Origin of the sequence: Micromonospora sp. H61, assembly GCF_018070325.1 — a bacterium.
Taxonomy (GTDB): Bacteria; Actinomycetota; Actinomycetes; order Mycobacteriales; family Micromonosporaceae; genus Micromonospora; species Micromonospora salmantinae.
The window spans coordinates 211029-237352 of record NZ_JAGPXY010000003.1 but is presented as its reverse complement, the minus strand read 5'-3'; the positions used below and the strand labels follow the sequence as shown (position 1 = coordinate 237352).

Sequence of the window (26324 nt, the reverse complement as noted above, 5' to 3'; positions counted from 1 at the left end):
GACCTCCTCCCCCCCGTCACCCTCGACCACGTCCTGGTCGACCATCGGATCGCCGTCCGCTCGGTGCAGGTGCTCACCCTGCCCGGCAGCGACCACCGCCCCGTCCAAGCCACCCTGACCCTCCCCACCCCCTCACCCACCCCAGTCCACCCCATCCCACCTCGTCGATCTTGCACTTACTGTCGCGGCATAAGCGGCAAAAGCCGCAGACCATCGACACAAAGTGCAAGATCGCGAGAGTGGGGGTGGGGGCCGGGAGGCGGGAGTCAGACGGAGGTGGGGGCTAGGCCGTAGGTGAGGGCGTCCACCAGGGCGTGCCAGCTGGCCTCGACCACGTTCGGGTGGACGCCGACAGTGGTCCAGTCCCGGCCGCTGCCGTCGGAGGTCTCCAGCAGGACCCGGGTGACCGCGCCGGTGCCGTGGCTGCCCTCCAGGATGCGCACCTTGTAGTCGGCCAACTCGAAGTCGCGCAGCTGCGGATAGTGCCGCGCCAGCCCCACCCGCAGCGCCTCGTCGAGGGCGTTGACCGGGCCGTTGCCCTCGGCGGTGGCGATCACCCGCTCACCGCGAACCCGGATCTTGACGGTCGCCTCGGAGACCACCGCGCCGTCCTCGCGATGCTCGACCAACACCCGGTACGACTCCAGGGTGAACGGTCGCGCCGGGCTGCCCTCCGGCAGCTCGGAGCGGACCAGCAACTCGAAGGAGGCGTCCGCCGCCTCGAAGGACCAGCCACCCGCCTCCAGCTCCTTGACCCGCTTGGTGACCCGGGTCAGCGCCTCCGGGCTGGCGGCCAGGTCCAGGCCGAGCTCACGGCTCTTGAGCTCGACGCTGGCCCGGCCGGCCATCTCGGTGATCAGGATCCGCATGTCGTTGCCCACCACCGACGGGTCCACGTGGTTGTAGAGCAACGGGTCGACCTTGATCGCACTCGCGTGCAGCCCCGCCTTGTGAGCGAAGGCGGCAGCCCCGGCGTACGCCTGGTGGGTGTCGGGGGCGATGTTGGCGATCTCGGCGATGGCGTGCGAGACCCGCACCATCTGCGCCAGGCAGCCCTCCGGTAGGACGGGCATGCCGAGCTTGAGTTGAAGGTTGGCGACGACCGCGAAGATGTCGGCGTTGCCAGGGCGTTCGCCGTACCCGTTGGCGGTGCCCTGCACGTGGCGGACGCCCGCCTCCACGGCGGCGATCGTGTTGGCCACCGCGCAGGCGGTGTCGTTCTGGGCGTGCATACCGAGCAGCCCGGCGTCGATCCCCAGCCTGTTCGTCAGGTCGTGGATCACGGCGCTCACCTGGGACGGGAGCATGCCGCCGTTGGTGTCGCAGAGCACCATCCGCTCGGCGCCGGCGGCGAGCGCGGTCTGCACCACCGCGGCGCCGTACGCGGGGTCGTGCCGGTAGCCGTCGAAGAAGTGTTCCCCGTCGACGAAGACCCGTCGACCCTCCCGGACGAGGTGGTTGACGGTGTCGTGGATCATCGCGAGGTTCTCCGCGCCGGTGGTGCGCAGCGCGCGCTCGACGTGCCGGCTGTCGGCCTTGGCGACCAGGGCCACGGCCGGGGTCTGCGCGTCCAGCAGGGCGCGTACCTGGGGGTCGTCCGCGACCGCGACGCCGGCCTTGCGGGTGGCGCCGAACGCGACGAGCACGGCGTGCCGCAGGTCCAGCTCGGTGCGGGCGCGGCGGAAGAACTCGGTGTCCTTGGGCACCGCGCCCGGCCAGCCGCCCTCGATGAACCCGACGCCGAACTCGTCGAGCAGCCGGGCCACGGCCAGCTTGTCGACCACCGAGTAGGTGAGCCCCTCGCGCTGGGCGCCGTCGCGCAACGTGGTGTCGAAGACCTGGAACGTCATCAGGATCCTTTCTCGGAGCAACAAAAAGACCTCCCGCGGATGCGGGAGGTCTGCGCGCTCGGCAGAGGGGAGAGCCGGCGCGCTAGGTCGCAATAATCAGGGCGGTGCTGGTCACGATGGCCACTCTGCCACCCCTCCCCCGAATTTGGGAGGAACAATCCACATAGCGGGACGGTGACGGAGGGTTCATGCGCCCCCTGGCCGCCGCTCGTGATCGGCTTCACAAGGCGCCAGGCCACTCATCGGTGAAAACAGCGATGCGGAAGCATCTGGAGCGGATCCGATGATGGCCACCGTGCCGTCTGCAAGGAGGACCTGTGCTCACCGTCAGTGACCGCTTACCTGAGCACGGACTCGCCGCCTGCGTATCGCTGGGCGCCACCAACGCGTCCAGGACGATCAACCACACGTCCCACGAGGGCACGTGGTGTGTGGTCTTCGTCGGGCCGATGGGTACCTCCATCAGCCCGACGGAGATCGCCGACGAGACCCCCGCCGCCGGCGTCTGACCATGGGCCTGGACGCGATCAAGGCAGCCCTGCCGGAGTACGCCACGGACATCAGGCTCAACCTCGGCTCCACCGTCGGTTCCTCGGCGTTGACCCCGGCACAGACCTGGGGCACCGCGCTGGCCTGTGCGGTGACCGCTCGCAACCCGGTGGTGCTGCGCGAGATCGCCGCCGAGGCGCTCGGGCAGCTCGGGCCGGAGGGTGTCGAGGCGGCCAAGGGCGCCGCGGCGATCATGGCGATGAACAACATCTACTACCGGGCCAAGCACCTGATCGGCGACGAGCAGTACGCCTCGATGCCGGCCCGACTGCGGATGCAGATCATCGCGAGGCCGGGGGTGGACAAGGGCGACTTCGAGCTCTGGTGTTTCGCCGTGTCGGCCATCGCCGGCTGTGGGGTGTGCCTGGAGTTGCACGAGAAGAAGCTGCGCGGCATCGGCTTCACCCGGGAGCAGCTGCACGAGGCCCTGCGGATCTCCGCAGTGGTGCACGCCACGGCGGTCACCCTGGACGCCGAGGCCGCACTGGCCTGAGCCCGTCGCCGTTTCCGGCCCCCGACAGCCGGGTAGCTCCTGCGGGGACGCACCCACCTCAGCCGAGACGATCGGCGACAGTCAGGAGTGAACGGCATGGACAGGATCGATCCGCACGCCACCCACGCCGGGCCGGACCCGCTGCGCGGCGGCGACCACGGCACGGTGCCCGGCGGCGCGCCGGCCGGCACGTTCGACCCCTGGCGCTACCGGGACCAGGCCGGCGTGGCCGACGTCGACCTGGTCGGTTACAAGGTCGAGGCCACCGACGGTGGAATCGGCAAGATTGACAGCGCCAGTCACGAGGTGGGCGGCAGCTACCTGGTCGTGGACACCGGGCCCTGGATCTTCGGCAAGAAGGTGATGTTGCCGGCCGGCACCGTCAACCAGGTCGACCACGACCAGCGCACCGTCTCCGTCGACCGGACCCGGGACCAGATCAAGGCCGCCCCGGAGTACGACGAGACCAGCCACAGCGACCCGAGCTACCGGGACCAGTTGGGTGGCTACTACGACGAGACGTACGGCGCGCTCCCGCCCGGCACCGCACGGTGACTGTTCGACCCGACGGCCGGTGGGGCACTGTCCCACCGGCCGTTACCGTGAGGGCGTGGACGCCATCGACGACAGCCGACAGATTCCGCTCCCCGCCACCTTCAACTTCCGCGACGCCGGCGGCTACCTCGGGCGCGGCGGCCGACCCGTACGCCGTGGCCGGCTCTACCGCTCCGACTCGTTGCACCGCCTCACCGAACAGGACCGCGACGCGTTCGTCGCGATCGGCGTCCGCACCGTCATCGACCTGCGCCGCCCCACCGAGGTGGAGCGGGACGGCCGGGTGCCGGCATACGAGGGGCTGACCTACCGGCACATCCACCCGGAGCACGACGACTGGGCGGGCGTACCGCACGAGGAGGGCGCGAGCCTGGCCCGGTACCTCGCGGACCGGTACGCCGACCTGGCCCAGACCGGCACCGCCGGGCTGGCCGAGGCGGTCGGGCTGATCGCCGACTCCGCCAACGCCCCGGTGGTCGTGCACTGCGTGGCCGGCAAGGACCGCACCGGCATCGTCTGCGCGTTGACCCTCGCCGTGCTCGGCGTCGACGACGCGGACATCACAGCGGACTACGCGTTGAGCAGCGAGGCGTCGGCCCGGTACAGCGCCTGGCTGGCCTCCATCAACCCGGACGGAGTGGAGGTGCCGGCACCGTTCCTGGCCTCACCCGCCGAGGCGATGCAGATCTTCCTGGACGAGCTGCGCGCGGGGCACGGCTCGGTCGAGGCGTACCTGCGCCACGCCGGGGTGACCGACGAGCAGCTCGCCGCGCTCCGCGACCACCTGCTCGACCAGCCCACCAAGGCGCAGCCCACCGACACGTAGGTCCGACTGCGCCGGCCCGTCCGGGTGGACGGGCCGGCGCAGCGACGGAGATCAGAAGACCCGCTGCACCCAGCCGTGCGGGTCGGCCGCCTTGCCCCGCTGGATGTCGACCAACTGCTGACGCAGGGCCATGGTGACCTGACCGGGCTCGCCACCACCGATCAGGAACTCACCGTCCGGGAAGCGAACCCCACCGATCGGGGTGACCACCGCGGCGGTGCCGCAGGCGAACACCTCCCGAAGGCGACCGCTCGCGGCGTCGGCCTGCCAGTCGGCGAAGCTGACCGGCCGCTCCTCGACCTGGTGTCCGGCCGCGCCGGCCAGCGCGAGGACGGCGTCGCGGGTGATGCCCGGCAGGATCGTGCCGGTCAACGGTGGGGTGACCACAGTGCCGTCGTCGTAGACGAAGAAGACGTTCATGCCGCCCAGTTCGTCGACGAACCGGCGCTCCACCGCGTCCAGGAAGACGACCTGGTCGCAGCCGGCCTCGATGGCCTCTGCCTGGGCGGCGAGCGACGCGGCGTAGTTGCCGCCGCACTTGGCCGCGCCGGTGCCACCGGGCGCGGCCCGGGTGTAGTCCGGAGAGACCCAGACGGTGACCGGCTTGACGCCACCGGTGAAGTACGCCCCGACCGGTGAGGCGATCACCATGTAGAGGTACTCGTTGGCCGGGCGGACGCCCAGGAAGACCTCGCTGGCGAACATGAACGGCCGCAGGTAGAGGCTGCCGTCCTCGCCGGTGGGGATCCACTCCCGGTCGATCTCGATGAGCTTGTGCAGCGAGTCGACGAACACCTCCGGCGGCAGCACCGGCATCGCCATCCGCTGTGCGGAGGTGGCGAAGCGGGCCGCGTTGGCGTCCGGCCGGAACATCGTCACGCCACCGTCGGCCGTGCGGTACGCCTTGAGCCCTTCGAAGATCTCCTGCGCGTAGTGCAGCACCGCGCTGGCCGGGTCCATCGGAATCGGGGCACGGGCTTCCACCCGGGCGTCGTACCAGCCCTTGCCGTCGGCGTAGCGGACGGTGACCATGTGGTCGGTGAAGACCCTGCCGAACCCGGGATTGGTCAGCAGCGCGGCCCGATCGGCGGCGGATACCGGCGCGAGATTCGGACGGATCTCGAAGTCGAGCTTGTCACCACCGCTCATCGCGCTGACCTCCCTGCGGAACAACGGCATGCGGGACCGCACACCGACATGGCTGTGCCAGAAACTTACCCCGAACGGTCGTTCAGCGGGTAGCGCCGGTCGGGGCACCCGTGGCAGACCGGCCTCAGGGCCGGTCGCCACTCGGGCCGGGGTGATCAGGCTACGGCGTGGGCGGCGAGCCGGTCGCCGACCTCTTCGGTACGCAGCGTCACGCCCGGTACGCGGCTGGCCAGCTCGGCGGCGACCGCCGCGTTGACCCGAGCGGCCGACTCACTGTGCCCGAGCTGCTCCAGCAGCAACGCGGCGGAGAGCACCGCGGCGACCGGGTCGGCGATGCCCTGCCCGGCGATGTCCGGCGCCGAGCCGTGCACCGGCTCGAACATCGAGGGGTACGCCCCCTCGGGGTTGATGCAGCCGCTGGCGGCCAGCCCGATGCCACCGGTGACGGCCGCGGCGATGTCGGTGAGGATGTCGCCGAAGAGGTTGTCGGTGACCACCACGTCGTAGCGCTGCGGCTGGGTGACCAGGAACATGGCTGCCGCGTCGACGTGCTGGTACTCGGTCTCGATGTCCGGGTGCTCGGCGGCGACCACGTCGAACGTACGCGCCCAGAGCGACCCGGCGTGGGTGAGCACGTTGGTCTTGTGCACGAGGGTGACCTTGCGCCGCTCCCGGCGGCCGGCGCGGGCGAAGGCGTCGCGGATCACCCGCTCCACGCCGTGCCGGGTGTTCAGGCTCTCCTCGGTGGCGACCTCGGCCGGGGTGTCCCGGTGCAGGGAACCACCGGCGCCGGCGTAGAGCCCCTCGGTGCCCTCGCGCACCACCACGAGGTCGACCTCGCCCGGCTTCACGTTGGCCAGCGGGCCGGCGACCCCGGGCCAGAGCCGGGACGGGCGCAGGTTGACGTACTGGTCGAAGGCGAAACGGAGCTTGAGCAGCAACCCTCGCTCCAGCACCCCCGGCGGGACCGTCGGGTCACCGACCGCGCCGAGCAGGATCGCGTCGTGCCCGGCCAGCTCGGTCAGCACCGAGTCGGGCAGCACCTCTCCGGTACGGTGCCAGCGGGCGGCTCCGAGGTCGTACTCGGTGGCCTGCACGTCGGGCAGCACCGCGTCGAGGACCTTGCGGGCCTGCGCGACCACCTCGGGCCCGATGCCGTCCCCGGCCACCACCGCGATCCGCGCCACGACCGCACTCCTCTGCTCGACGGTTCCGTTCGGGCAACGGTACGTCGCCGTCCCGCCTCCCGGTACGCTGCGTCCACAATTTGGGATGCGCGAATGCACAGCACCCTCTCAGCTGGGACTCATGGGGCGGTCATCTCCGCTGCCTACGGTAGTGCTCAGTGGGTCGCGGGGGCCCGCTGACCAACGGGGTCGCGATGACGCGGCGCCATGTGCGAGGGGGCAGATGCGATGCGCATCGACGAGCAGCCACGGACCCGCTGGCCGGACCCGTCCGCGTTCCGCAACCGCCGGCCGGACCTCCGACTCGGCAGCCGCCGGCACCGGATCGACCCGGCCGCCGCCACCGAGGGCCGGATCGCTGTGCAGCACACCGTACGCACCGCGACCGCCGAGTACACACTGCTGCTCAACGCCCCCGAGTGGCTCGGTCGCCGAGGCGTGGGCGAGGCGCTGCGGGACAGCGTCGCCGAGCTACGCGCCATCGACCTCACCTACGGCCCCAACCGGCCGGAGAGCCTGGTCTCCCGGCTGCGACGAGACGAGATCAGCCCGGAGTCGTACCCGCCGCTCGCCGATCTGGTGGACCGTTGCGCCGCGATGCGCGCGGTCACCGACGGGTGGTTCGACGCCTGGGCGGTGCCCGGCGGCTTCGACCCGGCCGGCCTGCTCGGCGGCTGGGCGGTGGAACGCGCCGCCGAGCGACTGCGCGCCGCCGGCATCCACGACTACGCCGTACTCGCCGGCGCCGACCTCGTCGTCCGGGGCCGAGCGCCGCACGGCGGACCCTGGCGGGTGGCGGTGCACCACCCGACCGCACCCGAGCGCGCGCCGCTGGTGCTGGAGATGACCGCCGGCGCGATCGGCACCTCCGGGGTGACCGGGCGGCAGGGGCACGTGGTGGACCCGCACACCGGCGAGCCGGCCGATCACCTCGTCGCCGCCACAGTGGTGGGCCCCGACCTGGCGATCGCCGACGCCTACGCCACAGCGCTCTACGCCGCCGGCCCCACCGGCCTGGCGTGGTTCCGGGGCAACTCCGACTATCGCGCGCTCTTCGCACACCGTCGCTGAGCCGGTCGAGCCCGGCCCCCACGGTCTCGGCAACGACCGTGAGGGCCGGTCAGCGACGAGTGCGCGTGGCTCGCACAACCGAGGGGTGCGGACCGGTCGGGCCGGACGTCGACCGCGCCACCCGAAGACGGGCCGGCGCCTCGAACTCGGCCAGTGACCGCAGTGCGTACGCTAGCGAATCGACGCAACTCGACGCAAGAGTCTCCACACCGGACCGTCGTGACCGGAGCACGCGGTGATCGGTGGTTGACCGGCGGCGAGGCAGTTTCGACATGGTGAACGGCGGATGGCACGCTATCCGCCGTGAGTTTCGATCTGAGCGTGTGGGCCCTGGAGGACGGGGCGACGCCCGAGGACGTGCGGACAGCGGTCAACGGTTGCCGGCAGGGACGGCACGTGGATCGCTACCCCGATCCACGGGTGGTCAGCTTCTACCGGGCGATCACCGCCTCCTATCCGGACCGTCACCCCGGCCCGAACAGCCCGTGGGCGGTGGCGCCGCTGCACGCGGCCCACGACCACGTCGAGCTGAACCTGCACCCGACCTGCGCGGACCAGGTGCTGCTGGACATCGAGCGGCTGGCCGGCGAGCACGGGCTGATGCTCTTCGACCCGCAGGACGGCTCGGTCTACCCGCCGCCGGCGCGGCTGCCCGGCTGACCTGACCGGCGGCACGGACGGGAAATGACGAGGGGCCCGGCGAATCGCCAGGCCCCCCACGGTGCTTGTCGTCTACTACTCGTCGCGCAGGTCGGCGGCGCTGGCCGCCGTGGCGCCGATCGAGTCGGCGGCCGAGGTGAGCAGGTCGGCGCCGAGCGCCTGGTCGACGGTGAGCGTCATCAGCGTCTCACCGCCCGCCTCCCGACGGGCCACCTGCATGGCGGCGATGTTGATGCCCGCCTCGCCGAGCAGGGTACCGACAGTGCCGACCACACCGGGCCGGTCGGCGTAGCGCAGGAAGAGCAGGATGCCCTCCGCGCCGATCTCCACGTCGAAGCCGTCCACCTCGGTCAGCTTCAGCACGTCCCGGGCGCCGGAGTGGGTGACAGTGCCGGAGACACTGACCGTCCGGCCGTCCGGCAGCGCGCCGCGCACCGTGACCAGGGTCGGCTGCTCGGCCGTCTCGGCCAGCGTGGCAAGGGTGACCTCGACGCCACGCTCGGCGGCCAGGTGCGGGGCGTTGACGTAGGTGACCTGCTCCTCGACCACGGAGCTGAACAGGCCCTTGGTGGCGGCGAGCTTGAGCACCGACACGTCGTGGCTGACGATCTCACCGCGGACCTCGACAGTGACGCTGGCGGCGACCCCGCCGGCGACCGCGGTGAACGCCCGACCGAGCTTCTCCGCCAACGGCAGCAGCGGCCGAACGTCCTCGGCGACCACGCCGCCGGCCTGCACGTTCACCGCGTCCGGAACGAACTCGCCCTGCAACGCCAGCTTGACGCTCTTGGCCACGGCGAGACCGGCCTTGTCCTGCGCCTCGTGGGTGGAGGCGCCCAGGTGCGGGGTGGCCACCACGTTGTCGAAGGCGAACAGCGGCGACGAGGTGCACGGCTCCTTGCTGTACACGTCGACGCCGGCGCCGGCGACCCGCCCCTCGGCGATCGCGTCCGCGAGCGCCTGCTCGTCGACCAGCCCGCCACGGGCGGCGTTGATGATGCGAACGCCGGGCTTGACGAGCGCCAGCTCCTTCTCACCGATCAGGCCCACCGTCTCCGGCGTCTTCGGCAGGTGGATGGAGATGAAGTCGCTCTCCCGCAGCAGCTCCTCCAGGCCGACCAGGCGGACGCCGAGCTGCGCCGCACGGGCCGGCTGGATGTACGGGTCGTACGCGATCAGCCGGGTGCCGAACGCGGCGATGCGCTGAGCGAAGAGCACCCCGATACGACCGAGACCGACCACGCCGACCGTCTTGCCCTGCACCTCGACGCCGGTGTACTTCGACCGCTTCCACTCCCCCGCCTTGAGCGCGGAACTGGCGCTGGCGGTGTTACGGGCGACGGCGAGCAGCAGCGCGACGGCCTGCTCGGCGGCGGAGACGATGTTCGAGGTGGGCGCGTTGACGACCATGACGCCCCGCGCGGTGGCGGCCGGCACCTCGACGTTGTCCAGCCCGACGCCCGCCCGGGCGACCACCTTGAGTCGCGGCGCTGCGGCGACCGCCTCGGCGTCGATCTGGGTCGCGCTGCGCACGATGACGGCGTCGGCCTCGGAGAGCGCCGAGAGCAGGGCCGGACGGTCGGTGCCGTCGACGTGACGGACGTCGAAGTCGTGGGCGAGCACCTCGATGGCGGCGGGGGCGAGTTCTTCGGCGATCAGTACGACAGGATTCATCGGTCCTCGTAGAGGTCGTGTTTGCGATCGGCCCGGGCGGCGGGGCGCCGCACTGCGCCCTGCGCTGATCCGTGCCGTGGCCGTCAGGTGCCGGCTGCTGCACCTACAGGCGATCGTAGGGGCCTCGCTGGTCGGCGTGTTCCGGTCTTCGGGGTGAGTGCCCTCACACGCCCGGTCGGGCGACGGACATCGGCCGTTCACCGCACCGACACGGTTGCTCCGGCCGGGCCGAGCACCGGCGGCGTCGGTCACCCGGTCACTTCGGGAGAGCCGTGGCGCACGAGCACTGCCGCCCGACGTATCGACGGGCGGCAGCATGCCGGGCAGCCCCGGGGCGGCGCTGGGGAGAGCGCCGGCCCAGGGGCTGTCGGTGGATCGTCGTTCGGACGGGTCAGGCGGTCTCGGTGATCGGGCGGTCGACCCAGCTCATCATGCCGCGCAGCTTCTTGCCGGTCTCCTCGATCGGGTGCGCCGCACCCTCGGCCTGCCACTTGGTGAAGTTGGGCCGGCCGGCCTCGTCCTCGGCGACCCACTCGCGGGCGAACTCGCCGGACTGGATCTCACCCAGGATCTTGCGCATCTCGTCCTTGACCCGGGAGTCGATGATGCGCGAGCCGCGGGAGAGGTCGCCGTACTCGGCGGTGTCGGAGATGCTGTAACGCATCTTCGCGATGCCGCCCTCGTACATGAGGTCGACGATCAGCTTCAGCTCGTGCAGGCACTCGAAGTAGGCGACCTCCGGGGCGTAGCCCGCCTCGGTGAGCACCTCGAAACCGGTCTGCACCAGCGCCGAGGCGCCGCCGCAGAGCACCGCCTGCTCGCCGAAGAGGTCGGTCTCGGTCTCCTCGGTGAAGGTGGTCTTGATCGCGCCGGCCCGGGTGCCGCCGATCCCCTTGGCGTACGCGAGGGCGAGCGCGAGCGCGTTGCCGCTGGCGTCCTGCTCGACGGCGACGAGACAGGGCACGCCCTTGCCGTCGCTGTACTGGCGGCGGACCAGGTGGCCGGGGCCCTTGGGCGCGACCATCGCCACGTCCACCTCGGCCGGCGGCTTGATCAGGCCGTACCGGATGTTGAAGCCGTGGCCGAAGAAGATCGCCTTGCCGGGGGCGAGGTGCGGGGCGATCGACTCCGCGTAGATCCCGCGCTGGGCGGTGTCCGGTGCGAGCACCATGATCACATCGGCCTCGGCGGCGGCCTGTGCGGGCGTGACCACCCGCAGGCCCTGCTCCTCAGCCTTGGGACGGCTCTTCGAGCCTTCCGGCAGACCGATCACCACGTCGACGCCGGAGTCACGCAGCGACAGCGCGTGGGCGTGGCCCTGGCTGCCGTAACCGATCACCGCGACCTTCTTGGCCTGGATCAGGCCGAGGTCGGCATCGTCGTCGTAGTACACCTCAACGCTCATGAGAACTTCCCTTTCGTACGACGGCCGGGGCGGCCCGTCGTGGTCTGTGCGGATGAATTCGCCGGACGGTCGGCCGAGGGCCGACCGGCGGGTCAGGCGGCCCGCAGCGCGGGACCGGCGGTGATCGAACGCGAGCCGCGCCCGATGGCCACCAGCCCGGACTGGACCATTTCCTTGATGCCGAAGGCCTCGAGGTCGCGGAGCAGCGCGTCGAGCTTGTCCGGGGTGCCGGTGGCCTCGATGGTCAGCGTGTCCGGTGCGACGTCGACCACCCGGGCGCGGAACAGGTTGACGGTCTCCAGCACCTGCGATCGCGCGGACCGGTCGGCGCGAACCTTCACCAGCAGCAGCTCTCGGGCGACCGAGACCTGCGGATCCAGCTCAACGATCTTGAGCACGTTGACCAGCTTGTTCAACTGCTTGGTGACCTGCTCCAGCGGGGACGACTCCGCGTTGACCACGATGGTGATCCGCGAGACGTCCGGGTTCTCGGTCTCGCCGACGGCGAGGCTGTCGATGTTGAACCCGCGCCGGGAGAACAGGCCGGAGACCCGGGCGAGCACGCCCGGCTTGTTCTCCACCAGCACGGACAGCGTATGCATGGTCATTAAATGTCATCCTCGTCGAAGACCGGGCGGACGCCACGGGCGAACATGATCTCGTCGTTGCTGGTGCCGGCGGCGACCATCGGCCAGACCATCGCGTCCTTGCCGACCACGAAGTCGATCACCACGGGCGCGTCGTTGATCTCCATGGCGGCGGCGATGGTCTTGTCGACGTCATCGGCGCTCTCGCACCGCAGCCCCACGCAGCCCAGGGCCTCGGCGAGCTTGACGAAGTCGGGGATGCGGTGCTTGTGGGTGCCGAGCTCGGTGTTGGAGTAGCGCTCGTTGTAGAAGAGCGTCTGCCACTGCCGGACCATGCCGAGATTGCCGTTGTTGATGACGGCGATCTTGACCGGGATGCCCTCCAACGCGCAGGTGGCCAACTCCTGGTTGGTCATCTGGAAGCAGCCGTCCCCGTCCACCGCCCAGACCACGGTGTCCGGCTTGCCGACCTTGGCGCCCATCGCCGCCGGCACCGCGTAGCCCATCGTGCCGAGGCCGCCGGAATTCAACCAGGTGTACGGCTTCTCGTAGGAGATGAACTGCGACGCCCACATCTGGTGCTGGCCGACCCCGGCCACGAAGATCGCGTCCGGGCCGACGATCTCGCCCAGCCGCTTGATCACGTACTGCGGGGACAGGGTCCCGTCGACCGGCTCGTCGTAGCCCAGCGGGTAACGGTTGCGCAGGTCGTTGAGCTGCGTCCACCAGTCACCGAGGTCGGCGGTGCGCCCCGCCGACCGCTCGGCCGTCACCGCGGTGATCAGCTCGTCGATGACGTGCTTGGCGTCGCCGACGATCGGCACGTCCACGTGCCGGTTCTTGCCGATCTCGGCGGGGTCGATGTCCGCGTGGACCACTGCCGCGTCCGGGGCGAACGAGTCCAGTTTGCCGGTGACCCGGTCGTCGAAGCGTGCGCCCAGCGCGACGATCAGATCAGCCTTCTGCAGGCCGTAGACCGCGGCGACCGTGCCGTGCATGCCGGGCATCCCCAGGTGCTGCTGGTGCGAGTCGGGGAACGCGCCGAGCGCCATCAGCGTGGTGACGACCGGGATGCCGGTCAGCTCGGCCAGCCGGCGCAGCCCGTCGGTGGCACCGGCCTTGAGCACCCCGCCACCCACGTAGAGCACCGGCCGTCGGGCCGCGGCCATCAGCCGCGCCGCCTCCCGGATCTGCTTGCCGTGCGGGTGCAGGGTTGGCCGGTAGCCGGGCAGGTCCAGGGTGGGCGGCCAGGAGAAGGTGGTCGACGCCTGGAGCACGTCCTTGGGGATGTCGACGAGCACCGGGCCGGGTCGCCCGCTGCTGGCCAGGTGGAACGCCTCGGCCAGCACCCGGGGGATCTCCTCGGCGTTCTGCACGAGGAAGTTGTGCTTGGTGATCGGCAGGGTGATGCCCTGGATGTCCGCTTCCTGGAAGGCGTCGGTGCCGATCGACGGGCTGGCCACCTGACCGGTGATCGCCACCATCGCCACCGAGTCCATGTACGCGTCGGCGATCGGGGTGACCAGGTTCGTCGCGCCCGGGCCGGAGGTGGCGATGCAGACGCCGACCTTGCCGGTGGCCTGCGCGTAGCCGGTCGCCGCGTGCCCCGCGCCCTGCTCGTGCCGCACCAGGATGTGCCGGACCGTCGAGTCGTAGAGCGGGTCGTACGCCGGCAGGATCGCGCCGCCCGGAATGCCGAAGACGACGTCGACCTCGAGCGCCTCGAGGGACCGCACGAGCGAGCCGGCCCCGGAGATCGGGGTCGCGGCGGCGGGCCGTACCGCCGGAGCGGCCGGAGTGGCCGGGCGCGTGGCGGCCTGGTCGACGTCGAGGGTCGGGTCGGCAGCCGCGCGGGCCCGGCGGGCGGTGTGGGCGAGGGTCTCGGGCGTGGGTCTCGTCATGGCGGTTCTGGCCTTCGGCTGGAGTGGCTGGTGGCTAGTCAAGCGATGCGACGCGGGCGCGGCCCGCCTCGCCAGGTTCCGATGGCAATAAAAACGGCCCTCGTGCAGATGCACGGGGCCAGCGCACTCTCGGTGAGGGAGAGTGCGCTCAGGTAAGTACTCGCAGCGACCGGTACGACGACATGCGGCTAAGCCTGACGCATCTCACGCGATGAGTCAACTGATCCCACATGTTGGTTAACGGAGGTCGGCGCGTCGGCCGGCGACGCGCCATCGGCAGGTGGGGTGAGCTGCCCGGACCCGCCCGGAGCGCGGCGTGGCGCGGGCACCGGAGCGGGACGCGCGCCCGGGGACGTGGCTGCCTCCAGCATCGCCTCCAGGTGCTCGGCCGGCACCCCCCAGCCGAAGAGCGCGCCCTGGCCGAAGCGGCAACCGGCGGCCACCACCGCTGCCAACTCGGTCGGGGTGGTCACCCCCTCGGCGATCACCTCCAGGCCCAACTGGTGGCCCAGACGCATGACGATGTCGACCATCGGGGCGAACGCCGGGCCGTCCTGGCCGACCGGATGGACCGGCTCGTGCTCGGCGACCAGGCTGTGATCGATCTTGAGGATGTCGATCGGCAACCGGCGCAGCTGCCCCAGCGACGAGTAGCCGGCCCCGAAGTCGTCCAGCGCGATCCGGACACCGGTCAACCGCAGCGCGGTGAGCCGCCGGATCAGCTCGTCCAGGTCGGTGGCGACCGCGTGCTCGGTGACCTCCAGCACCAGCCGCTGCGGCGGCACGTGGTGGGCGCGCAGCGCCTCGGCGACCTGGACCACGTACGCCGGGGCGTGCAGCTCGCGCGGGGAGACGTTTACCGACACCCACACGTCGTGCCCGTCCGCCAGCCACCGGGAGAGCTGGTAGCAGGCCTGATGCAGCACCCAGGCACCGAGCGGGGCGATCATGCCGCACTCCTCGGCGAGCGGGATGAACTCGTCCGGACGCACGTTGCCCAGCTCAGGATGGTGCCAGCGGAGCAGCGCCTCGGCGCCGACCGGCCGCACCGACGGCAGCGACGCCACCGGCTGGAACGCCAACCGCAGCTCGTCGCGGTCGATGGCCCCGCGCAGCTCGTGCTCCACCGTCGTACGCCGGCGCAGCAGTTTGTCGTACGCGGCGTCGTACCGCTCGATCCGGTTCTTGCCACGCTGCTTGGCGTAGCGCAGCGCCAGGTCGGCGTGGCGCAGCAGCAGCTCCACGTCCGGCTCGTCGGCCCAGTCGGCCACCCCGATGCTCACCGACAGGAAGACCGGCCCCTCCGGCTGGTCGTAGGGGCGGTTGAGCACCCCGAGGAGCCGTTCGGCGACCCGGTCCGCCTCGACCGGCCGGCCCTGCATGAGGACGGCGAACTCGTCGCCACCCAGCCGGGCGGCCACGTCGCCGGGGCGCAGGTTGCCGCGCAGCCGCCGGCCCACCTCGGCCAGCACGGCGTCGCCCACGTCGTGGCCCCGCATGTCGTTGACGTTCTTGAAGCCGTCCAGGTCCAGGCCGAGCAGCACACACGGGTTGTGGTCGGCGGCGTTGCGGTGCAGCGCCCGGAGCAGCCCGCGCCGGTTGGCCAGCGACGTCAGCGGGTCGGTGTGCGCCAGCTCCCGGAAGTGCGCCTCCCGCTCGGCCAGGCGGCTCGCGTACCCCCGGACGTCGCGCAGGGTGAGGTACTGCCGTGCCACCAGGGCGAAGCCCTCCACGCTGCCGGCCACGATGCCCGCCGCGGTGAACCGGCCGTCCTGGGCGAGGTGGTACATCGCCGAGGCGGCCATCGCCAGCATCGGGGCGATCGCGTACTCGCCGTCGCTGCCGACCAGGTCCAGGTCGATCTGCCCCGGCCGGTCGGCCCGGTACACGGCGAGCGCGACGATCAGCAGACCAGCGGCGAGCACCGCCGCTCCGGTCAGCGCCATTGTCGGCCCGGCCTGGCAGAGCCCGGCGCTGAGACCCAGCCCACCGCAGGTCACCGCGCTGATGCCGGCGCCCAGCGCGGCGAGCCGTCGACGTGGCGCGGCGGCCCGGAAGACGACGATCACGACGAGCCCGGCACCGAGCGCGGCACTCACAGTGGCCACCAGAATCGCCGGGCAGGCCATCGGGGTGGCGGCACCGAGCAACCGGGTGGGCTCGGAGAAGAGCACCCAACCGACGAACCACAGCGCCGCCGCCATGACCAACCCGTCCAGGGCGAGCCGGGTCGTTCCGGCAGCGGTGGCGGCCACCCCGGGCAGCCGGAGCAGACCAGCGGCGAAGGCCAGCCCGCTCACCGCAGTGCCGATCGCCACCGCTGTCGCCCAACCGGTGCGCTGCCCCTGCTCGTGGGCCCAGTGGTCGTTCGCGCTGAGCGCGGCGACCACCCCGGCCAGGAGGCTGAGCACTGCAACACCGGCGGCCGCCGCGAGCAGCACGTGTGCCGGTCGACGCGGCACCGTCCGCCGCCGGGCGACGACGGTCAGCAGCACGGTGGCCACCGCGGCGACGAGCCCGCTGAGCGCCGCGACAGCGACCATGCCCGGTGGAAAATGCACGCCTCCAAGAGTGCCGGATGGGCGCACGTCATGGGGGGCTGGGTGTGCATCTGTTGGGACACGGCAGATACCGGGGTGGGCCGACGCGCCGACGGTGTCATGCTGGTATGCATGCCTGAGCTGCGGTCGAGGACTTCCACACACGGTCGGACGATGGCCGGCGCCCGGGCCCTCTGGCGGGCCACCGGGATGACCGACGACGATTTCGGCAAGCCGATCGTCGCCATCGCCAACAGTTTCACCCAGTTCGTGCCTGGTCACGTACACCTCAAGGACATGGGTGGCCTGGTCGCCGACGCGGTCGCCGAGGCCGGTGGGGTGGGCCGGGAGTTCAACACCATCGCTGTCGACGACGGCATCGCGATGGGCCACGGCGGCATGCTCTACTCGCTGCCCAGCCGTGAGCTGATCGCCGACGCGGTCGAATACATGGTCAACGCGCACTGCGCGGACGCCCTGGTCTGCATCTCCAACTGCGACAAGATCACCCCCGGGATGCTGCTGGCCGCGTTGCGGCTCAACATCCCGACCGTCTTCGTCTCCGGCGGCCCGATGGAGGCCGGCAAGACGATGGCGATCGAGGGCGTCGTGCACAGCAAGATCGACCTGATCGACGCGATGATCGCCTCCTCGAACGAGGCGGTCACCGACGAGCAGCTCGGTGAGATCGAACGCTCCGCCTGCCCGACCTGCGGCTCCTGCTCCGGCATGTTCACCGCCAACTCGATGAACTGCCTCACCGAGGCGATCGGGCTCGCGCTGCCCGGCAACGGTTCCACGCTGGCCACCCACGCCGCCCGCCGGTCGCTCTTCGTCGAGGCCGGCCGGACCATCGTGGAGATCTCCAAGCGGTGGTACGACGGCGACGACGACTCGGTGCTGCCGCGTACGGTCGCCTCCAAGGCCGCCTTCGAGAACGCTGTCGCCCTGGACGTGGCGATGGGCGGCTCCACCAACACGGTGCTGCACCTGCTCGCCGCCGCCCGCGAGGCGGAGATGGACTTCGGCGTCACCGACATCGACGCGATCTCCCGGCGGGTGCCGTGCCTGGCCAAGGTCGCGCCGAACTCGCCGAACTACCACATGGAGGACGTGCACCGGGCCGGCGGCATCCCGGCGATCCTCGGCGAACTGGACCGGGCCGGGCAGCTCAACCGGGACGTGTGGGCCGTGCACTCCCCCTCGCTGGCACAGTGGCTGACCGACTGGGACGTGCGCGGTGGCTCGCCGACGCCGACGGCGGTCGAGCTGTTCCACGCGGCTCCCGGTGGGGTGCGTACCGTCGAGCCGTTCTCCACCACCAACCGGTGGTCGTCGCTGGACACCGACGCGGCCGGCGGCTGCATCCGGGACCGCGAGCACGCCTACTCCGCCGACGGCGGGCTGGCCATCCTGCACGGCAACCTGGCACCCGAGGGCAGCGTGGTGAAGACCGCCGGCGTGCCCGACGACTGCCTGACCTTCCGTGGCCCGGCGAAGGTCTACGAGTCGCAGGACGACGCGGTGACCGCGATCCTCGCCAAGCAGGTGGTCGCCGGGGACGTCGTGGTGATCCGCTACGAGGGGCCCAAGGGCGGCCCCGGCATGCAGGAGATGCTCTACCCCACCTCGTTCCTCAAGGGGCGCGGGCTGGGCCGCTCCTGTGCGCTGCTCACCGACGGCCGTTTCTCCGGCGGCACCTCCGGGCTCTCCATCGGGCACGTCTCCCCCGAGGCGGCCTCCGGCGGGCTGATCGCCCTGGTCCGCGACGGCGACGAGGTCGTCATCGACATCCCGGGCCGGTCGATCGAGCTGAACGTGCCCGCCGAGGAGCTGGAGGCACGACGGGTGGCCGAAGAGAAGCGCGACAAGCCGTACACCCCGACCGATCGGCAGCGGCCGGTGTCGGCGGCGCTGCGCGCGTACGCCTCGATGGCCACCTCGGCCAGCGACGGCGCATACCGCCGCGTCCCGGAGTAACCAGCCGTTCCCACCCGTACGGCCGACATCCGTTGCTGTCGGGGTATCCCGTCGACCCGGATACCCCGACAGCAACGATCGCGTCTCGATCAGGGGTGGATCGGCGAGAACGCGGTGCCCCCGAATCGACCATGTGGGCTAGCGTGTCGTCGGTCCACTGGGAATCGCCCCAGGGTCCTACGGGGAAGAGGCACGCGCGTGTCGCTCTGGAAAAGGACCGCGGTGACAGCGGTGTCGGCGCTCACCGTGTTCGCTGTCTCGGCCTGCGACGTGGCATCCGGGTCGTCCGAGACGCCGAAACAGCCCAGCGCCCTGGAGTTGCTCACCAGCGATCCCAAGGGGGCGCTGCAGAAGACGGCCGAGGTCACCGACAGGGCCGATTCGGTGACGCTGATGATGCTGGGCACCGCGGGCGACGAGAAGATCTCGATGCAGGGCGTCCTGGACCCTGGCGACCCGGTCAAGGCCGAGATGACGATGGCGAACTCCAGGGGCACCATGAACACCGTCCGGATGATCGGCGCGGTCTTCTACGTCGAGATGCCGGCGGAGAGCCGCGCGAGCATGGGCGGCAAGCGCTGGTTGAGGCTTGACCCGACCACCGACGGCGACCAGGCTGGGCTGGATCTGACCAGGCAGTTCGACGACGTCGATCCGACCAGGCAGGTCAAGAGGCTGCTCGCCACCGAGGGCACGAGGGTGGTCGGGCAGGAGACGGCGAACGGGGTGGTCGCTGTCCACTACACCGTCACCACCCCCGTGGCGACCTACCTGGGCCAACTCGATGCCAAGCTGCGGGCAGGCGTCAAGAAGCAGATGACCACGTGGGGCGTCCGGGAAGTCACCGTCGACCTGTGGGTCGACGAGCAGTACCGACCCCGTCGGGCGGGCCTAGACATGGGCGCGTACGGCCACCTGGTGACCGACTACACCGACTACGGCGACGCAGTGCCCGTCGAGACGCCGCCGCTGGCGGAGATCGCCGACCTCGCCGAACTGCCCAAGGGCATCAAAGGTCTGACCACCGGTAGCTGACCGGACCGACGCACTCGACGCTCCGCTGTCGGGGTATCCCATCGACCCGGATACCCCGACAGCAACGATCGCGTGGCGATCAGCGCACGACGAGGACCCACTGGGCGAATCGGCAAAACGCGGTGCCCCCGAATCGATCAGGTGGGCTAGCGTGTCGTCGGTCTACTGGGGATCGTCCCAGATTCCTACGGGGGAAGGCGTGTACGTGTCATTTTGGAAGAAGCCGGCTCTGGTGGCGGTCTCGACGCTCACCGCGCTCGCCGTCTCCGCCTGCGGTGTGACGTCCGGAGCCTCCGAGGCGCCGAAGCAGCCCAGCGTCCTGGAGTTGCTGGCCAGTGATCTCAAGGGGTCGCTGCTGAAGGCGGCCGAGGCGACCGACAAGACCGAGTCGGTGACAGTGACGATGACGGGCACGATGGGCGGCGAGAAGATCTCGATGCAGGGTTTCCTGGACCTGGGTGACCCGCTCAAGGCCGAGATGAAGATGACCAACAGCAAGGGTGCCACGACCGTCCGGATGATCGGTGCCGTGATCTTCACCGAGATTCCAGCGGAGGGCCGCACGGCTACGGGCGGAAAGCGTTGGATGAAGATGGACCTGACCGGTCTGAGCGAGATGGCAGGCACAGGCTTCAGCAAGCAGCTCGAGGACATGGACCCGGTCAAGCAGGTCAAGACGCTGCTCGCCATCGAGGGCACGACGGTGGTCGGCCAGGAGACGGTGGATGGGGTGCCAACGGTGCACTACACCGTCACCACTCCCGTGGCGACCTACCTCAAGCAGATCGACGCCATGCGCCGCGACGCCACGGAGGAGACGCTGGCCACGCAGGGCGTCAAGGAGCTGAAGATCGACCTGTGGGTCGACGAGCAGTATCGGCCGCGTCGGGCGGGCATGGTCATGGGCAAGATGGGCGACATGGTGATCGACTACACCGACTACGGCAAGGCCGTGACCGTCGAGACCCCGCCGCCAGCGGAGACCGCCGACTTCGCCGAGATGCTCAAGGGCCTGACCGCCGACAGCTGACCAGAACTGGATTGCTGCCCGGCCGGCGCGGAGAGGCGCCCGCCGGGCAGTGCCGTCTAGGGGCAGGGGCAGCCCGCACAAAAAATCTGATTCCGAACGGACCCACGCTCATCGTTCTACAGCGCACTTAGCCGGGTCGAACATCGGATCCTCGATCGCCTTCAGCAGCGGTCGGGATGCCGCATGCTCCGGCCTGATGTGCCGCCCGAGCACCACGACCGCCACCGACGACGCGCCAGCGCTCTTCAACGCGTACGCCAGCGACTGCGCCCGGGAACCGGTCGTCCAGGTGTCGTCCAGGACCAGCGGCCGAACGTTGACGCTCTCGACCGGAAGCTGGACCGTGAACCAGTCGCGCTGGAACGTCCGCGTCTCAGATCCGTGGCGGGGATTGGACAGCGCCGTGAGCCACGGCAGTCCAAGACGGTCGCCGATCAGATCCTGCAGGGGGTGCGGATGAGCCTGGGCCGACCCCGGTGTGGACTTGTACAAGCGCAGATGGTGGTGATGCTGACCGGTACGCGGCGAGTAAGCGATTGGAGCGACCACGTCGGCGAGCAGGCCACCAGACGTCGTCTGGTGTTCCTGACAGGGGTAGCAGTAGTCGAACCCGGGAGTGCGGACACCGCGACACGTCGGGCAGATCCAGGGAAGAGTGGGCAGGGGATTTCGAAGGAAGTTCCGCTGGGTTTCCACGTACTCCCGGACCCTTGCCCACGGGTCAGAGGCTGGCGAAATCAGGAAAGCCCTCCAACTCGGCCGCGGCCGGTGAACGGTCGAGAATGGCGTCGACCGCCTCCACCAGGTCCATGGTCCCGTGCGCGACGTGGACGCCGGGCCGGGCGGCGAAGGCGCGTGCCCAGTCGTGCCGCATCACCTGACTGGTGAGCACCACGGGCCGACCGTGCTGAAGAGCGAGCCGTGCCTGGATCCGGGCTCCACTGCGTTCGCCGGCTTCGATGACCACGGTGGCAGCGGCGTAGCCGCTCATCACCGCGTTTCGCATTGGGAAGCTCTGCTTTGTCGGGGCGGCATCGGGCCAGAACTGGCTGAGCACCAATCCGACCTCTGCGATGTGCTCCTGGAGCGCGCGGTTGACCGTCGGGTAGTGGTGACGGATTCCGGTGCCGATGACCGCGACGGTGCGGCCCCCCGCCGCGAGTGCCGCCTGGTGGGCCGCGGTGTCGATCCCCTTCGCCAGACCGCTGACTACCGTCACACCACGGCGGGCAAGTGATTCTGAGACCGAGCTGGCGATCTCGACGCCTCGATCGCTCGCTTCGCGGCTGCCGACCACCGCGATGGCCCGAGCGTCGGGACGCGACTCACCTCGGGCGAAGAGCACTGGCGGCATCTCGCGGATGTCACGCAACTGGGCGGGGTAGTCGTCGTCGAAGAAGGCCCGCACAGTGATGCCCTCGGCCCGCCAGCCCGCGAGGTCGCCGGCCGCGGCCTCGATCAGCGAGTCGACGGAGCGGGTGTCGGGAAAGAGCGTGTCGGTCTGCCCGACGACCCGGCGCAGGACTGCCAGGGCGGTGCCGACCTCTTGAATGTCGTGCACGGCATCAGACCAGCCGAGGTCTGGCTGCCGCAGCAGCGCGATCAGCGCAGCCCGCTCCACCGTCACCCGGTCCATGCCCCTGATCGTAGAGGCAACTCCCGGTCGCCCGGCCCGCCGGCCACGCGGAGCCGGCAGAGAAGCCCGGCGCACCTCAGATCGCCCCACGTGATCGAACATATGTTCCCTCGACCCTCAGGTCAACCGAAGATCGCGCAGGTCGGGGGCTTCGGCGAGGAGGCGTACGCCGTCGCCGTCGTGTCGGTGCGCGGTGCAGCCGGCGCGGGTGAAGCGAACGGTGACCACCCTCCCGGCGTGCTGGGCCGCCAGGCGTAGCAGTTCCGGCTCGGGATCGGCGACGTCCCACGGCCCCGAGCCGGGCACCGGGATGGACACCGTCGGGTCGGTTGGGGCGGCCCCGGCTACGGCGTCGGTCAGGCACTCGACGCACCAGGAGAGCGCGGCGGCCAGGCTCGGCCGGTAGGGGAAGTCGTCGGGGCGGACAGGTGCGTCAAGCGGCTTCACCTCGACCGACCAGCGCAGTCCGTCGGCCAGCAGTGGGTCTGCGGCGTTGTGCCGCAGGTCGCAAACGGCCACCACGAGGGCCAGGTCGAGGCCGAGGGCGAGCCGCAGCAGCTCGGCCAGCGGCGGCGCGTCGGGAGGCGTCGCCACCACGATCAGACGGCCGGCCGGAGTACCCCGCCCTGCGCTGCGGACGTGCTCCCCGACCGGGTCGGCCCCGGCCCAGGGCAGTGTGACGTAGCCGTCGCGGAGGTCCTTGCCGATCTGCTGCCCGCCGTCGGCGTCGGCCAGGTCGTCGGGCCGCGCGCCGAGCACGGCCGCCCAGGAGCCCAGCCGGTAACGGTCCGGAAGCTGGACGACGGGCCTGCCGCCCGGTTGGGTGGCGACCAGCGGGGCAACCTCGGGCGTACCGGCCTGCCAGGCCAGGTGCACCACCCGGTGCCGCAGGTCGGTGACGGTGACCAGCACGGTCTGATGCAGGCGCTGGGTGTCGCCGCAGGTGAAGCAGTGCAGCGCGGATGGGCGCAGGCCGGCGCCGCAGCAGTGCGGGCAGTCGGGGTCGGCGGCGCGACCGCCGAGCCGGCAGTCGCAGGCGCGTAGCCGGCTGTGTGGTCGGCAGTCCGGGCACTGCCGCCAGTCGACGGGTTCACCCAGCCAGGGCGGGTCGGGCGGTTCGTAGCCGCGGCTGACCGGCACCAGCACGCGGCGGACGACCTGGCCGGTGGGCTGCTCCGCGAGGGTCTCCACTGGCTCGCCGGCGCGCAGAGTCGTGTGCCACCAGCGGCCGTTGCGCCACAGGGCCTGTGCGCCAGGCAACTCGCCCCCGTCCAGGCCGACGCAGTCAGCGAGGACCCGGCGTTCGAGTTGGTCGACGTCCACGGCCGGGGCGGCGGGTGGGCGCGGCGAGTCGGGGCGAAGCAGCCGGGCGGGAGCGGCCAGGCCGCGCTCGGCAAGCCCGCTGAGCGCCCTGGCCACGTCGGTGCAGGCCAACACCTCCGGCAGGTCCCGGCACCAGCCGGGCGACCCGAGCGGCACCGGGGAGCCGGGCACCTCGTGCCGGATGGCCCAGCAGAACCCCGCGCCCTGCCGGCGGGCCTCGACGACCAGGTCGAGCAGCAGCAGGTCGGCCAGCGCGCACAGCCGGGCCAGCCGTGCGGCCGGGTCGACGGTCGCCGGGGCGGTGGATCGGCCCAGCACCAGCCGCCAGGGGGCGTGATCGGCCCGCAGGATGGCGTGGGCCTCCAACTCGTGCCGCAGCGCTGCGGGCAGGTCGGGCCGCCACTGCCGGTCCAGCCACAGCGAAGGCGCGTCGGCCTCATCCAGGACCGCGCCGACGGTGGCGGCGAGTTCGCGTACCCGGGAAGGAAGGTCGACCACCCAGTGGCCCGCCGGGTCGCGGTGGGGGTCGAGGCCGCCGGGCACGACCTGGTGGGACGCGACAGCGCCGGTGTCCAGGTTGGCGACGGTGACCACGAGCTGCGCCCGCCGCCGGCCGCGCCGGCCGCAGCGATAACAGGGGTACGCGACGCTGCCCGCGCCGCGACACTGCTCGCAGCTCCGGTACGCCTCCCGGCGCGGCCCGAGCGCGTCGGCGTCGGCGAGGAACCGGTCACCGTAGGTGGTGCACCGGCAAGGCTCCAGCGTGAAGGTCATCCCGTCGCAGTCCGGGCAGACGACGACGGGCGCGGCGGTCACCGACACCGCCGGGCCGCGCAGTCACCGTCGTGTTCCACCCGCCGCACGCACCGCCGACCGCCGTCGAGCGGCAGGTCGCAGAAGACCCGATGGCGTACGCCCTGCGCGTCCTCGGCCGACACGGTGGTCTCACCGGCGTCCACTTCGGTGAGGAAGGTCAGGGAGCGGGCCAGGGTGCCGGCAAAGTGTTGGGCGGCCGGCAGGCCGGCGGCGGTGAACGGCAGGTGCGCCACCCAGCGGGCGCTCATCGGCGGGCCGCCAGGTCCTCGCGGGCCCGCCGTGACTGCCAGCACCTCAGCGCATCCTTGATCCGCTCGGTCTCCCGCCGGCTGCTGCCCAGCGCCGCGTACACCTCGGCCAGATCGTGGGCGACGCGGTCGAGGAACTCGGCGACCTCCACGGCGTCCACGCCACGCCGGCCACGGCGGGTGAACCGGCGCCCGCGGACCTGCCAGGGCTTCAGGGGTACGTAGTTGGCCGCCCGATAGGGCGCCGGCCGGGGTGGCTCGGCCCGGAGATGACGGAGAAATGCGCGCACGAAGCAGCACCACCCTTCCTCATATTTGATCGACGATCACCGGCGCGGCAATTGCGCGTCCATCGCTGATGTCGGACCAATCTTGTAAGGTCGGAGGCACCATCGCAATGAATGTCGACTCACACTGTTCCGCTATTTATGGGCAACATTCCGGTGTTGCAGAACGGCTGTCGGGATGTTGCAAAACTCAACAGGAAGGAGAGCCGGGTGGCCGATGACATGGGCTCGACGGTGCCCCGACGCCAGCTCGGCAGGGCACTGCGTGACCTGCGCACCGAGGCGGGAGCGACCCTCGACGCGGTCGCCGAAGCGCTGGAGTGCAGCCGGCAGAAGGTGTGGCGGATCGAGAGCGGGCTCGGCTCGGTGCGCGGCGTCGACGTCCGAGCGATGTGCGAGCTGTACGGGGCGACGGGCGAGCTGACCCGGGCGCTCATCTCCCTGGCCGGCGAGACGAAGGCGAAGGGCTGGTGGCACGCGTACGGCGATGCCGTCCCGGAATGGTTCGAGCTGTACGTCGGCCTCGAATCCGCCGCGTCGAAGCTCCGCTTCTACAAGAACAGTCTTGTGCCTGGCATCCTTCAAAGCCGCGACTATGCCCGGGGCATCTACCGCATCGACCAGCCGGACATGAGCGACGATGACCGGGAGCGAGCGGTCGAGCTTCGGCTACAACGACAGTCCCTGCTGACCCGCCGCCTGCCACGGGCTCCGCAGGTGCAGGTGGTGCTCTGCGAGTCGGTGCTCCTTCGGCCGGTAGGCGGCCCCGAGACCGTGGTGGATCAACTCCACAACCTACTTCGGTTGACCCGCCTGCCGAACATCTCGATTCGCGTGTTACCCCTGATCGCGGGGCCCCACCACGGGACCGTTGCTGGCGAGTTCGTGCTTCTTGATTTTCCGATCGGCAACCGAAGCATGCCTGAGCCGCCGTTGGTCTACAGCGAGGCGATCACGGGCGCTCTCTACCTCGACCGTCCCAATGAGTTCGCGACCTATGAGAAGGTCTGGTCGAGCCTGCTGTCACTCGCCCTCGATGAGGGACAATCGTTCCAACTGATCAACAAGATCATCGGGGAGGTTCACCATGGTTGACCTGACGGGCGCTTCCTGGCGCAAGAGCACCCGCAGCGCGGGCAATGGCGGTGAGTGCGTCGAGGTTGCCGACAACCTGCTCGGCATCGTCGCCGTACGCGACAGCAAAGACCCGCACGGACCGGCCCTCACCTTCTCCCCCACCGCCTGGGCAAGCTTCGTTCGGGGAACCCACCGCCACTAACCTGTGAGCAGCGAGCGCGCTCACGTTGAGCCTTCGTCAGGTGACTCCTCAGACGTAACCCGGCGCACGCTGACTTGCGGTTATCACTACCCAACACCTGCCCTAACGACGAGGCCCCCAGCGCTTGCCGGGGGCCTCGCTCTTCACTCAGGCGGACCAGGTGCGACGGCCGGTCGAGAACTTCGGTGGACGTGTCGGGCGTTGAGAGCGCATCGTGACACTGGTCTGGGCATCATCGCCGGG

General features: G+C 70.8%; 24 protein-coding genes and 1 pseudogene. 12 read left to right on the top strand and 13 right to left on the bottom strand.

The features are described 5' to 3' along the window. Positions 1-126, top strand: a pseudogene (locus KBX08_RS33570) (endonuclease/exonuclease/phosphatase family protein); the annotation flags it as partial. Positions 127-266: 140 nt separating this feature from the next. Here KBX08_RS33570 and cimA read toward each other — a convergent pair. After that, the gene (gene cimA, locus KBX08_RS03870) at positions 267-1850 is read right to left on the bottom strand and encodes a citramalate synthase (RefSeq protein WP_210781119.1); all 1584 of its coding nucleotides are present in this window, start codon (positions 1848-1850) and stop codon (positions 267-269) included. Positions 1851-2167: 317 nt separating this feature from the next. Between cimA and KBX08_RS03865 the strand changes: the two genes are divergently transcribed. From KBX08_RS03865 to KBX08_RS03850, 4 genes are all read left to right on the top strand, one after another. Beyond that, positions 2168-2359, top strand: coding sequence for a hypothetical protein (locus KBX08_RS03865; protein ID WP_210781118.1), 192 nt, complete (start codon positions 2168-2170; stop codon positions 2357-2359). Positions 2360-2361: 2 nt separating this feature from the next. Next, positions 2362-2892 carry a carboxymuconolactone decarboxylase family protein gene (locus KBX08_RS03860; RefSeq protein ID WP_210781116.1) on the top strand — a complete coding sequence of 177 codons (531 nt, stop codon included), beginning with the start codon at positions 2362-2364 and terminating at the stop codon, positions 2890-2892. Positions 2893-2988: 96 nt separating this feature from the next. Continuing rightward, complete coding sequence (locus tag KBX08_RS03855) at positions 2989-3447, top strand: PRC-barrel domain containing protein (protein ID WP_210781115.1); 459 nt, start codon at positions 2989-2991, stop codon at positions 3445-3447. 19 nt (positions 3448-3466) lie between these two features. Further along, positions 3467-4273 (top strand): tyrosine-protein phosphatase, encoded by an 807-nt coding sequence (locus tag KBX08_RS03850; RefSeq protein ID WP_210781114.1) that lies wholly within the window; start codon positions 3467-3469, stop codon positions 4271-4273. 51 nt (positions 4274-4324) lie between these two features. Here the strand turns inward: KBX08_RS03850 and KBX08_RS03845 are convergent, their stop codons facing one another. Next, a complete protein-coding gene (locus KBX08_RS03845; protein ID WP_210781113.1) occupies positions 4325-5422 on the bottom strand; it encodes a branched-chain amino acid aminotransferase in 1098 nt (365 codons plus the stop codon). A 155-nt stretch (positions 5423-5577) separates the two neighbouring features. Beyond that, positions 5578-6609 (bottom strand): 3-isopropylmalate dehydrogenase, encoded by a 1032-nt coding sequence (locus tag KBX08_RS03840; protein ID WP_210781112.1) that lies wholly within the window; start codon positions 6607-6609, stop codon positions 5578-5580. Positions 6610-6837: 228 nt separating this feature from the next. Between KBX08_RS03840 and KBX08_RS03835 the strand changes: the two genes are divergently transcribed. Both KBX08_RS03835 and KBX08_RS03830 read left to right on the top strand, forming a co-directional pair. Next, on the top strand, positions 6838-7680 hold the full coding sequence (locus tag KBX08_RS03835; RefSeq protein WP_210781111.1) for an FAD:protein FMN transferase: 843 nt from the start codon (positions 6838-6840) through the stop codon (positions 7678-7680). Positions 7681-7983: 303 nt separating this feature from the next. Next, complete coding sequence (locus tag KBX08_RS03830) at positions 7984-8340, top strand: hypothetical protein (RefSeq protein WP_091393184.1); 357 nt, start codon at positions 7984-7986, stop codon at positions 8338-8340. Between the two features lie 75 nt (positions 8341-8415). Here KBX08_RS03830 and serA read toward each other — a convergent pair whose 3' ends face one another. The 5 genes from serA to KBX08_RS03805 form a co-directional block, all read right to left on the bottom strand. Beyond that, entirely contained in the window at positions 8416-10014 is a 1599-nt protein-coding gene (gene serA, locus KBX08_RS03825; protein ID WP_210781110.1) for a phosphoglycerate dehydrogenase, read from the bottom strand. Positions 10015-10405: 391 nt separating this feature from the next. Beyond that, positions 10406-11419 (bottom strand): ketol-acid reductoisomerase, encoded by a 1014-nt coding sequence (gene ilvC, locus KBX08_RS03820; protein ID WP_112625850.1) that lies wholly within the window; start codon positions 11417-11419, stop codon positions 10406-10408. A gap of 92 nt (positions 11420-11511) precedes the next feature. Next, a complete protein-coding gene (ilvN, locus tag KBX08_RS03815; protein WP_088946549.1) occupies positions 11512-12027 on the bottom strand; it encodes an acetolactate synthase small subunit in 516 nt (171 codons plus the stop codon). Then, a complete protein-coding gene (locus KBX08_RS03810; RefSeq protein ID WP_210781109.1) occupies positions 12027-13907 on the bottom strand; it encodes an acetolactate synthase large subunit in 1881 nt (626 codons plus the stop codon). Before KBX08_RS03810 ends, ilvN begins: the two co-directional genes overlap by 1 nt. Before the next feature lie 188 nt (positions 13908-14095). Beyond that, on the bottom strand, positions 14096-16450 hold the full coding sequence (locus tag KBX08_RS03805; RefSeq protein ID WP_247668844.1) for a bifunctional diguanylate cyclase/phosphodiesterase: 2355 nt from the start codon (positions 16448-16450) through the stop codon (positions 14096-14098). A gap of 129 nt (positions 16451-16579) precedes the next feature. On the opposite strand from KBX08_RS03805, the gene ilvD reads away from it, so the two are divergent. The 3 genes from ilvD (at position 16580) to KBX08_RS03790 (ending at position 20492) form a co-directional block, all read left to right on the top strand. Continuing rightward, a complete protein-coding gene (ilvD, locus tag KBX08_RS03800) occupies positions 16580-18427 on the top strand; it encodes a dihydroxy-acid dehydratase (RefSeq protein ID WP_210781107.1) in 1848 nt (615 codons plus the stop codon). Between the two features lie 222 nt (positions 18428-18649). Next, on the top strand, positions 18650-19462 hold the full coding sequence (locus KBX08_RS03795) for a hypothetical protein (protein ID WP_210781106.1): 813 nt from the start codon (positions 18650-18652) through the stop codon (positions 19460-19462). Positions 19463-19667: 205 nt separating this feature from the next. Further along, positions 19668-20492: a hypothetical protein gene (locus KBX08_RS03790; protein WP_210781105.1), complete on the top strand. Its 825-nt coding sequence runs from the start codon at positions 19668-19670 to the stop codon at positions 20490-20492. A 108-nt stretch (positions 20493-20600) separates the two neighbouring features. Here the strand turns inward: KBX08_RS03790 and KBX08_RS03785 are convergent, their stop codons facing one another. From KBX08_RS03785 to KBX08_RS03765, 5 genes are all read right to left on the bottom strand, one after another. Continuing rightward, entirely contained in the window at positions 20601-21188 is a 588-nt protein-coding gene (locus tag KBX08_RS03785; RefSeq protein ID WP_307850437.1) for a phosphoribosyltransferase, read from the bottom strand. Positions 21189-21213: 25 nt separating this feature from the next. Next, complete coding sequence (locus KBX08_RS03780; RefSeq protein WP_210781104.1) at positions 21214-22128, bottom strand: DNA-processing protein DprA; 915 nt, start codon at positions 22126-22128, stop codon at positions 21214-21216. A 117-nt stretch (positions 22129-22245) separates the two neighbouring features. Then, positions 22246-24267: a hypothetical protein gene (locus KBX08_RS03775; protein ID WP_210781103.1), complete on the bottom strand. Its 2022-nt coding sequence runs from the start codon at positions 24265-24267 to the stop codon at positions 22246-22248. Further along, entirely contained in the window at positions 24264-24515 is a 252-nt protein-coding gene (locus KBX08_RS03770) for a hypothetical protein (RefSeq protein ID WP_210781102.1), read from the bottom strand. The genes KBX08_RS03775 and KBX08_RS03770 overlap by 4 nt, the downstream gene beginning before the upstream one ends. Beyond that, a complete protein-coding gene (locus KBX08_RS03765; protein WP_210781101.1) occupies positions 24512-24805 on the bottom strand; it encodes a DivIVA domain-containing protein in 294 nt (97 codons plus the stop codon). The genes KBX08_RS03770 and KBX08_RS03765 overlap by 4 nt, the downstream gene beginning before the upstream one ends. Positions 24806-25012: 207 nt before the next feature. Here KBX08_RS03765 and KBX08_RS03760 point away from each other — a divergent pair, with 207 nt between their 5' ends. Continuing rightward, positions 25013-25897 carry a helix-turn-helix transcriptional regulator gene (locus KBX08_RS03760; RefSeq protein WP_210781100.1) on the top strand — a complete coding sequence of 295 codons (885 nt, stop codon included), beginning with the start codon at positions 25013-25015 and terminating at the stop codon, positions 25895-25897. Beyond that, entirely contained in the window at positions 25890-26081 is a 192-nt protein-coding gene (locus KBX08_RS03755) for a DUF397 domain-containing protein (protein WP_210781099.1), read from the top strand. Before KBX08_RS03760 ends, KBX08_RS03755 begins: the two co-directional genes overlap by 8 nt. The last annotated feature ends 243 nt before the right edge of the window (positions 26082-26324 follow it).